The following is an 8,445-nucleotide window of genomic DNA, read 5'->3' as shown; positions in this document are numbered from 1 at the left end:
CCTGCCGCGAAGCCCGCGCCGGCGGCGCGCCCGCGCCCTGCCGCTGCCCGGGCCACCGCCGCGAAGCCCGCCGCCGCCCGCGCGCGCTCCGCGCCGAAGCCGGCCGCCGGCAAGGCGAAGGCCGCGCGCCCTCGCCCCGCGAAGCGCCCCGCCGGCAAGGAGAAGGGCGCGACCGCCCGCGCCCGGGCCCACGGCACCGCCAGGAAGCCGAGCGGCAAGAAGCGCCGCTAGGGCCGACGATGCAGGAGCTTCGCACCGCCGCGCTCGTCGCGCTCGCCGTCATCGTCGTCCTGGGCGTCTCCGCGGCGGGCTGCCGCCGCCCGGGCGAGACCGCCGCCGCGCCGGTGGAGGCGCGCGCCGTGCCGAGCCCGTTCGAGGCCGCGCTCGAGCAGGGCGACCACGCCTTCTCCGACCGGGGCGACCCCGAGAAGCTCGCGCTCGCGATCTCCGCCTACCGCCGGGCCGCGGCGGCGCGCCCCGGCGACGGCGCCGCCGAGCTCCGGCTCGCGCGGGCCGAGGCCTTCCGGGCGCTCGCGGCGCGCACGCCGGCGGAGGCGAAGGAGCCGTGGGACGCGTCCGCGCGCGCGGCGGAGCGGGCGCTGCGCGCGGCGGTGCCCTCCTGGGCGCAGGCGATCGATCGCGGCGAGGATCCGGCCGCGGCTGCGGCGCGGGTGGACGCGCCGGGCGCGGAGGCGCTCTACCTCGTCGCCCAGGGCACGATGCGCGCCGCGCAGGCGACCGGCTACGCCGCCGTGCTCGCGGTGAAGGACGCGGCGCTCTCCATGATGGCGCGCGCGGCCGAGCTCGACGAGCGGATCGACGCGGCCGGACCGCACCGCGCGCTCGGCGCCTGGCGCGCGGCGCTCCCGGTCGCGGCGGGCGGCGGCGCGGCGGCGGCGCGCGCCCACTTCGAGCGAGCGCGCCAGCTCGCGCCGGACGACCTCCTCGGCCGCGTCGCGGAGGCCGAGACCTACGCGGTGCTCGTGCAGGACGCGGCGCTCTTCGACAAGCTCCTCGCCGAGGTCGTCGGCTCGGACCCCGCCCGCGATCCCGACCGCGCGCCCGAGAACGCCATCGCGCAGCGCCGCGCGGCCGAGCTGCGCGAGCGCAGGGCGCGCCTCTTCTAGCCCGCCTCCCGGAGACGAGAATGCCCGCAGTCCCCCTCCGACGATCGCGCGGCGCAGCGGCGCTCCTCGCCGCGCTCGCGCTCGTCGCCTGCCACCCGCGCCGGCCGCCGCCGGACCTCTCCCGCGATCCCGGGCCGCTCCTCGCGCAGGTGCGCGCGGCGCAGGCGCAGGTGCAGCGCGTCTCCGGCGAGGCGCGCGTGAAGGTGGAGGCGAAGGGCATGCGCAGCTGGGTGTCGGTGCGCGAGTTCATCGCCGCCGAGAAGCCCGACCGGCTGCACGTCGAGGTGCTCGACTTCTTCGGCAACGTGGGCGCCGTGCTCGTCGCGGAGGGCGGGCGCTTCCAGCTCTACGACGCGAAGGAGCGGGTATTCTACCGGGGCGAGGCGACGCCGGAGAACCTCTCCCGGCTCGTCCCCCTGCCGCTCCCGGCCGAGGACCTCGTCACCTTGCTGTGCGGCTCGGCGCCGCTCCTCGAGACGCCGGTGGACGTCGAGGTCCGCGACGGCGCGCTCGTGCTCTCGCTCGAGGGGAACGGGCGCGCCCAGGACGTCCGCATCGGGGAGGAGGCCGCGGTCGAGCGCGCGAGCATCGTGGCGGTCCCGCCGGGCACCGCCCCCGCCTACTCGGTCGACTTCGACGGCTTCCGGCCGCTCAAAGGTGGCCGCTTCCCCGGCGAGGTGCGGCTCCGCTCCGACGACCCGCGCGTGCGGCTCGACCTGCGCTGGGCCGACGAGATCGAGGTGAACGGCAAGCTCGACGGCGTGCGGTTCTCGCTCGATCCGCCGCGCGGGGCGCGCGTCGTCGAGCTCGATCGCGCGGCCGGGCCGGTGCCGCCGAACCTCTTCCGCGACGGCACGCCGGCCCCGTCGGAGGAGAGGGCGCCCGCCGCGCCCGCGCCGCCACCCGCCCGGTAGCCGGGAGGGGGCGAGCCCTCGATCTGCTCCCTGGCGCCCCACGGAAGTCCGGTCCCGATTAGACTCCCGTCTCCTCGCACGGGAGACCCCTTTGGACACGAGCTTCCTTGGAGTCCTGAAGAGCAGCTGGTCGATGTGGATCATCGGGGCCTGCTCGGTGCTGGCGCTCGCCGTCGCCATCGAGCGCGCCATCGCGCTGTGGGGCTTCGCCGCGAACGCCCGCACGGTCGCCGACGCGGTCCTCCGCGCGCTGCTCCGCGGCGATCTGGACGAGGCGCGGGCGGAGTGCGAGCGCTCCCCGTCTCCCGCCGCCGACGTGTTCCTCGCCGGCCTCGCGGCCGCCGGCCGCCGCGGCCCGCGCGGCGGCGCTCCCGACGAGGACAAGATCGACGCGGCGGTCGAGCGCGAGCGCCAGCAGGTGAACCTGCGCCTCCGCCGCAACGTCTGGGTCCTCGGCACGGTCGGCGCCATCGCGCCGTTCATCGGCCTCTTCGGCACGGTCGTCGGCATCATGCAGGCGTTCCGGCACATGGCCGCCACCGGGCAGGGCGGCTTCACCGTGGTCGCCTCGGGCATCTCCGAGGCGCTCGTCGCGACGGCGGGAGGCATCGCGGTCGCCATCGAGGCGGTGGTCATCTACAACTTCCTGAACGTGCACGTGCAGAAGCTCGCCCTGCAGCTGAAGCTCCTGGTCGAGGAGTTCCTCGAGACGCTCCACGACGCGCTGCCCGCCGCGGCGGCGCGCCCGGCGGCCGAGCCGCGGCCGGCGCGGGAGGCCTGACGATGGCCATCGGCGGGCCGCAGAACGGCAACGGCGACGATCTCGAGACGGCCGGCGGGATCTTCGCCGACATCAACATCACGCCGCTCACCGACATCTTCCTCGTGCTGCTCATCATCTTCATGGTGACCACCACGGCCATCGCGGAGGCGGGACGGGACGAGGGCGGGTTCAAGGTGAACCTGCCGAAGGGCGGCAAGGGCGAGACCACGGCGGTCGCGCGCGACCTCACCGTCGCGGTGCTCGCCGACGGCCGCGTGGTCGTCGGGGGGAAGGTGCAGGACGACGCCGCGCTGCGGCAGTCGTTCGCCGCGGCGCGCGAGCGGAGCCCGGAGACCGTGGTGCTGTTCCAGGCCGACGAGGGCGTGCAGCACGGCCGGGTCGTGGCGGTGATGGAGCTGGCGCGCCAGGAAGGGCTGACGCGGCTCGCGATCGCCACGCGCGCGGGGCAGTAGCCGGCGCGAGCAGGACGCAGGCGCGCCGGCGCGGGAGGCGAGGGGCGCAGCCTCCGTTCGATCAGTTCAGGCGACCGGGCACCACGAGCGGGAACGGCGCGATGCGCGCCTCGAAGCTCGTCCCGTCCGGGCGCTGCATCCGGTAGCTGCCGCGCATCGAGCCGTGCGGCGTCTCGAGCACGCAGAAGCTCGTGTACTCGAACTCCTCGCCCGGCTCGAGGTGCGGCTGCTGGCCGATGACCCCCTCGCCGACGACCTCCTCGCGCTCGCCGTTCGCGTCGGTGATGACCCAGCGGCGCGAGACGAGCTGCGCCGGCTCGCTCCCCCGGTTCGCGACGCGGACGGTGTACGTGAAGAGCCAGCGCCCCGCCTCCGAGCGATCGGGGCGGTAGGTGCCCTGCACCTCGACGCGGATTCCCTGGGTCACGGCGGTCGACACGTGCGAACGTTATAACGGGCGCGCGCGGGCGCGCCAGCACGCTGGGTGAGGCGCGGCGGCCCGGGGTCGACGGTCGAGCGGGCGGGGCGACGGCCCCCGTGGAGATGGAATGGAACCGAAGCTCAAGGCGATCCTCGACGCCGTGCGGGAGGCGGAGGGGCGGGTGGTGGTCCTCACCGGCGCCGGCATCTCGGCGGAGAGCGGCATCCCGACCTTCCGCGGAGCGGAGGGGTACTGGGTGGTCGGCTCGCAGAACTACATGCCGCAGGAGATGGCCACCCACGAGATGTTCGAGCGCTCGCCGGAGGAGGTGTGGCGCTGGTACCTGTACCGCTTCGGCCTCTGCCGGCACGCCCAGCCGAACGCCGGCCACGCCGCGCTCGTGGCGCTCGAGCGCGCGCTCGGCGATCGCTTCACCCTCGTGACCCAGAACATCGACGGGCTCCACCGGCGCGCGGGATCCGACCGGGTCCTCTGCATCCACGGCGACGTGGCCTACGTCCGCTGCGTCGCGGAGTGCGGCGTGGGACGCCTGGAGCTGCCGGCGTTCCCGCCCCGCGCGAAGGACGAGCCGCTCAGCGCGGAGGACCGGGCGCGCCTCGCCTGCCCGGCCTGCGGCGGGTGGCTCCGTCCGCACGTGCTCTGGTTCGACGAGTACTACGACGAGCCGAACTACCGGATGGACAGCGCGCTCCGCGCGACGGAGGCGGCGGACCTCCTGCTCGTCGTCGGGACGAGCGGCGCGACCAACCTGCCGATGCAGATCGGCCGGCTCGTGTTCCAGCGCGGCGCGGCGCTCGTCGACGTGAACCCCGAGGAGAACCCGTTCGCGGCGCTCGCCGAGAGGTCGCAGCGCGGCTTCTTCGCGCGCGGCAGCGCCTGCGAGCGGCTGCCGGAGATCGTGGCGGCGCTCGGCGGGTGAGCGGCGCCGGCCGAGCGGCGCGTCCCGCGACGGGCTCGGACGACGCCGTCAGCGCCCGTCGCGCCCGAGCGCGATCTCGACCTTGCGCGTCTCGCCCGACGCGATGGAGAGCTCGGCCGCGCCGCGCCGCCCGTCGTCCGCGCGCACGGTGAGGCGCACCGGGCCGGTGGGCAGATCGCCGAGCTCGAAGCGGGCGCCCGCGAAGCGGTGCACGTCGGTCGTCCGCCACGCGTTCGCGGAGGGCTGCGAGGCCACCTCCACGACGAGGCTCCGCGGCGCCGCACCCGCCGCCCGCACCACCCCCTCGACCGCGCCGCCGCGCTCGAGCCGAAGCACGACCGAGCCGGCCGCCGGGAGCGTGCCGGTCCACGCGCCGCTCCGGCCGCCGCTGCGCGCGCGCACCGTCACGTTCGCCCCCGCGAGCCCCATCTCCTGCGCGAGCACGACGCGCCCGTCCTCGCCTGCGCTCGTCGCGAGCGCGATCCGCTCGTCGCCCGCGCGCGAGAGCGTCACCACCGCGCCGGGCGACGGCGCGCCGCCCGGCTCGAGGACCGCGACCTCGAGCCCCGCCTCGGCGGAGGCCCGCGCGGCGGCGACGTCGAGGCGCGCGGTCCTGCCCGGCTCGACGCGGGCGAACGCCGGCGCGACGCGCAGGTCGGTGCGCTCCGCGTCGGCGGGCGCCGCGTGGACCCGGTACTCGCCGGCGGGGAGCGCGAGGCGGTAGCCCCCGCTCGCGTCCGCGATCGCGCGCGCCGCCTGCGGGGTGCCGAGCCCCGCCTTCATCGGGACGGCGACGACGGCGGTGCCCGCCGGCGCGGGGCGTCCCGCCTCGCTCACGTGGCCGACGAGCACCCCGGCGTCGGGCAGCTCGAAGTCCGCGCGCGCGGTGCCGCCCGGCGCCACGCGCACCGCGCGCGAGGCGCCGAGGTCGACGCCCTCCTGCCGCGCGACGAGCTCCGCCCGGCCGACCTCCACGCCCTCGATCCGGTAGCGCCCGTCGAAGTCGCTGCGCGCCTCGAGCGCGAGCGCGCCCTCGAGCCCGTCGCCGCGCGCCTCGACGCGCACGCGCGCTCCGGCGAGCGGCCGCCCGCGCGCGTCGCCGACCGCGCCCTCGATGGCGCCCGTGCCCGCGAGCGGGACGCGGAGCGGGAACGTCGCGCCCGCCTCCAGCGTCACGCCGCGCTGGAGCGCGGGGCTCCTGCCGGCCGCGGCGGCGCGCAGGTCGTACTGCCCGGGGGCGAGCGCGGGGATGCGGTAGCGGCCGTCGGCGCCCGCGAGCACGCGCGCGGCGAGCGCGCCGGTCTCGTGCGGCGAGAGCGCCACCTCGGCGCCCGGCACCGGGCGGCCGGAGCCCTCCTCGACCACCTCGCCCGCGAGCGCGGCCGGAGGCCCCAGCACGAGCTCGACTCCGCCGGTCGTCGCGCCGGCCTGCACGGAGACCGGGCCGACCCCGCCGGCGCGCTCGCCCTCGACCGCGGAGAGCCGGTAGCTCCCGGCGGGCACGGCGAGGGTGAAGCGCCCGCTCGCGTCGGAGATGGCCTCGCCGGAGTGATCGCGGGAGGCGCCGCGCACGGTCGCGCGCGCGGAGGGCCGGCCGCTCGCGTCGTGGACGACGCCCTCGATCCGGCCGAGCGGCTCGAGCGCGATGGCGAGCGCGCCTGTGCGCGGCACCGCGACGCGCCTGAGGAGGGCCGGGTGGAGGTCCGCCGCCTCGGCGGCGACGGCGTAGCTCGCGGGTGCGAGCCCCGCGAGCCGGGCGACGCCGGACGCGTCCGCGGTCGCCGTGACCTGCTCCTCCACCGGCGCCGACGGCGGGCCGAACCGCAGCGGGCCTGCGGCAGCCGGGAACGCGACCACGCGCGCAGCGACCGGCCGGCCCTCCGGGCGCGAGGCGACGCGCACCTCCAGCGAGACCGGCTGCTCGAGCGCGACCTCCGCGTGCGTCAGGTCCTCGCCGCGCGGGCGGACGACCTCCGCGTGCGCGGTCCCGAGGCCCGCGGCGCGCACCGCCACGAGGTAGCTGCCCGGGCGCGCGGGGAGCCGGGCGACCCCGGTTCCGTCGGTGCGCGCCACGCCGGCGCGGCGCCACGCGGGCGCGAGCGTGCCCGGCCCAGGCGGCAGCGCGAGGTAGAGGCGGACCTCCGCGCCCGCGAGCGGCGCCTCGCCCGAGGTCGCGAGGAGCTCGAGCTGCCCGTCGGCCGCGGTGGCGGGGGGCTCGGCGGGCGGCGTCACCTCGGGCACGGGCGCCGCGGCGCTCACCGTGGCCGGCACCTGCCGGGCGGGGTGGAACGCGATCCGGCGGACGACGAAGACGCTCACCAGGGCGGCGGCGCCGAACACGAGGACGATCACGGCGACGGAGCGGAAGCGCATTCGAGGGATCCTCCGGGCTGACGCGCCCGAGGTTAGACCGCGGCCGGGGCGGGAGAGACGGCCCTTGCGGGCCCGGGCGCGCGCGCACGGCGCGGACCGGGCGGAGGGCGCGCCTGCGGCCGGCTGGACGCCCGTCCGTCACGCGGGGTGACGTCCCGAGCAACGCAGCGGGCCCCGCGCGGGAGCGCGGCGGGCTAGGTCGTGAGCACGATGCGCGCGATCTCGGGCGGGGAGCCGAGCCGCAGCGGAGGGCCCCAGTAGCCGGTGCCGCGCGAGACGAAGATCTGGCCGGCACGGTCGCCTTCGGCGTGCCGGTGCAGCCCCTTCACGTAGGGCTGCGCCGCCGCGACGAGCAGGTTGAACGGGACGATCTGCCCGCCGTGGGTGTGGCCGGAGAGCTGGAGCTCCACCCCCGCCTGCACCGCCTCGGCGACGCCGCGCGGCTGGTGCGCGAGCAGGACGAGGCCGCGCTCGGGGTCGCGGCCGGCGAGGGCGCGGCGGAGGTCGTTCTCGTGCCCGCCGTTCATCCGCGCCGCGCTCCAGTCGTCGACGCCGGCGAGGTCGATCGACGCACCGGCGTCGCCGACGGTCACGCGCTCGTTGCGGAGCACGCGGACGCCGAGCCGGGGAAGCTCCTCGAGCCACTCCTCGACGCCCGAGTAGTACTCGTGGTTGCCCGTGACGAAGTAGACGCCGTAGCGCGCGCGCAGTCGCCCGAGGTGGGAGATGGCGCGCCCGAGGTCGCGCACGCTGCCGTCCACGAGGTCGCCGGTGATGGCGATGACGTCGGGACGGAGGGCGTTCGTCTGGTCCACCGCGCGGCGCACGTCGCGCTCGCCGATGGTGGGCCCGACGTGGAGATCGGTGAGCTGCGCGATGGTGAGGCCGGAGAGCGTGGGCGGGAGCCGCTCGAGCCGCACCGGCACCTCGGAGATCTCGGCCGGGCCGGTCGCGGCGCGGAAGGCGAGCGCCGCCGCGCCGCCGGTGGCGAGGGCGGCCCCGCCGGCGATCGCGCGCGCCACGAACAGCCGGCGGGCGGGATCCGCGGGCGGGTCGGGGCGCCGGCGGAGCCAGTCTGCGAGGAGCTCGCTGCCGTGCAGCGCGGCGCGGACGGCGTCGATCGCGACGAGCGCGCAGAAGAGCATGAAGGCGAGGCCGAGCCAGCCGAAGGCGACGGCCGGGACGATGCGCGCGAGCGGGCGGGGCGCGGCGCGGAGGGCGACGAGGCCGAGCGGCATCGCGAACGAGAGCACGACGAGCGACACGGTCGCGACGCGGCGCCACGGGTCGGCCATCGCGGTGTCGCGAACCAGGCGGATCCACAGGTACGTGTGCATGCCGCCGAGGACGGCGAGGCTCACGACGACGAAGATCGAGAGGGAGAGAGCGCGGCTCACGGGGGGGTTCTCTAACCCCGCGCGGCCGTCGTCGCCA

General features: G+C 77.6%; 8 protein-coding genes and 1 pseudogene. 6 read left to right on the top strand and 3 right to left on the bottom strand.

The window, feature by feature from the left end:
* The 5 genes and pseudogenes from MLV88_RS15185 to MLV88_RS15165 all read left to right on the top strand — a co-directional run.
* Positions 1-231: pseudogene (locus tag MLV88_RS15185) on the top strand (hypothetical protein); the annotation flags it as partial.
* A gap of 8 nt (positions 232-239) precedes the next feature.
* A complete protein-coding gene (locus tag MLV88_RS15180; protein WP_243337871.1) occupies positions 240-1,127 on the top strand; it encodes a TRAP transporter TatT component family protein in 888 nt (295 codons plus the stop codon).
* A gap of 20 nt (positions 1,128-1,147) precedes the next feature.
* A complete protein-coding gene (locus tag MLV88_RS15175; protein ID WP_242341501.1) occupies positions 1,148-2,041 on the top strand; it encodes a DUF4292 domain-containing protein in 894 nt (297 codons plus the stop codon).
* A gap of 133 nt (positions 2,042-2,174) precedes the next feature.
* The gene (locus tag MLV88_RS15170) at positions 2,175-2,822 is read left to right on the top strand and encodes a MotA/TolQ/ExbB proton channel family protein (RefSeq protein ID WP_242361810.1); all 648 of its coding nucleotides are present in this window, start codon (positions 2,175-2,177) and stop codon (positions 2,820-2,822) included.
* A 2-nt stretch (positions 2,823-2,824) separates the two neighbouring features.
* On the top strand, positions 2,825-3,277 hold the full coding sequence (locus tag MLV88_RS15165) for an ExbD/TolR family protein (protein ID WP_242341503.1): 453 nt from the start codon (positions 2,825-2,827) through the stop codon (positions 3,275-3,277).
* Positions 3,278-3,338: 61 nt separating this feature from the next.
* On the opposite strand, the gene apaG is transcribed toward MLV88_RS15165, so the two are convergent.
* Positions 3,339-3,716: a Co2+/Mg2+ efflux protein ApaG gene (gene apaG, locus MLV88_RS15160; RefSeq protein ID WP_242341504.1), complete on the bottom strand. Its 378-nt coding sequence runs from the start codon at positions 3,714-3,716 to the stop codon at positions 3,339-3,341.
* 109 nt (positions 3,717-3,825) lie between these two features.
* On the opposite strand from apaG, the gene MLV88_RS15155 reads away from it, so the two are divergent.
* Positions 3,826-4,638, top strand: a complete 813-nt coding sequence (locus tag MLV88_RS15155; protein WP_242341505.1) for an SIR2 family NAD-dependent protein deacylase — start codon at positions 3,826-3,828, stop codon at positions 4,636-4,638.
* A 48-nt stretch (positions 4,639-4,686) separates the two neighbouring features.
* Here MLV88_RS15155 and MLV88_RS15150 read toward each other — a convergent pair whose 3' ends face one another.
* Positions 4,687-7,011, bottom strand: a complete 2,325-nt coding sequence (locus MLV88_RS15150; protein ID WP_242356597.1) for a carboxypeptidase-like regulatory domain-containing protein — start codon at positions 7,009-7,011, stop codon at positions 4,687-4,689.
* Between the two features lie 194 nt (positions 7,012-7,205).
* Positions 7,206-8,408, bottom strand: a complete 1,203-nt coding sequence (locus MLV88_RS15145) for a metallophosphoesterase (RefSeq protein WP_242341243.1) — start codon at positions 8,406-8,408, stop codon at positions 7,206-7,208.
* Positions 8,409-8,445: the final 37 nt, after the last annotated feature.

It is taken from the genome of Anaeromyxobacter soli, assembly GCF_022808855.1.
In the GTDB taxonomy this organism is placed as follows: Bacteria; Myxococcota; Myxococcia; order Myxococcales; family Anaeromyxobacteraceae; genus Anaeromyxobacter; species Anaeromyxobacter soli.
This window is presented reverse-complemented; position numbering and strand designations above follow the sequence as displayed.